Source organism: Heliobacterium chlorum (genome assembly GCF_014502795.1).
GTDB lineage: Bacteria > Bacillota > Desulfitobacteriia > Heliobacteriales > Heliobacteriaceae > Heliobacterium > Heliobacterium chlorum.
On the sequence record NZ_JACVHF010000140.1, the window covers coordinates 1 to 600 of the forward strand.

The 600-nt window shown below is 54.5% G+C and carries 2 rRNA genes; both read left to right on the forward strand.

Going from position 1 to position 600, the window contains the following annotated elements:
- Window positions 1–199, forward strand: a 16S ribosomal RNA gene (locus H1S01_RS20645); the annotation flags it as partial.
- A 299-nt stretch (window positions 200–498) separates the two neighbouring features.
- Window positions 499–600, forward strand: a 5S ribosomal RNA gene (gene rrf, locus H1S01_RS20650); the annotation flags it as partial.

The window sequence follows — 600 nt, forward strand, 5'->3', positions numbered from 1 at the left end:
CTAGTAATCGCGGGTCAGCATACCGCGGTGAATACGTTCCCGGGCCTTGTACACACCGCCCGTCACACCACGAAAGTTGGCAACACCCGAAGTCGGTGAGGTAACCGTAAGGAGCCAGCCGCCGAAGGTGGGGTCGATGATTGGGGTGAAGTCGTAACAAGGTAGCCGTATCGGAAGGTGCGGCTGGATCACCTCCTTTCTATGGAGACTCGTCACGGTAGAGGATGAACCTTGCTAGTTTTTCTAGTGAAAAGATGTCACCTCTATGCAGTGAGATGTCGAGGTCGAACCGGACGGAGACCTCCCAACAGGTTGCAAGCGAGACCATCTCGCAAGCGGCCAGATGGGACAGGTCCGAACGGAAAGGTTAGCACGCAGCGCAACGCAACTGTTTGATTTTGAGGGACTGGAGAAACTTACCGGTTGAAAACCTCAACCGAGTGTAGTAAACTTCTAAATCCGGTGATGAACCGGATAACCTCAACAATTACAAAGTGATCTGGTGGCAATGGCGGAGGGGTCCCACCCGTTCCCATCCCGAACACGGAAGTTAAGCCCTCCTGCGCCGATGGTACTTGGGACGTTGGTCCCTGGGAGAGT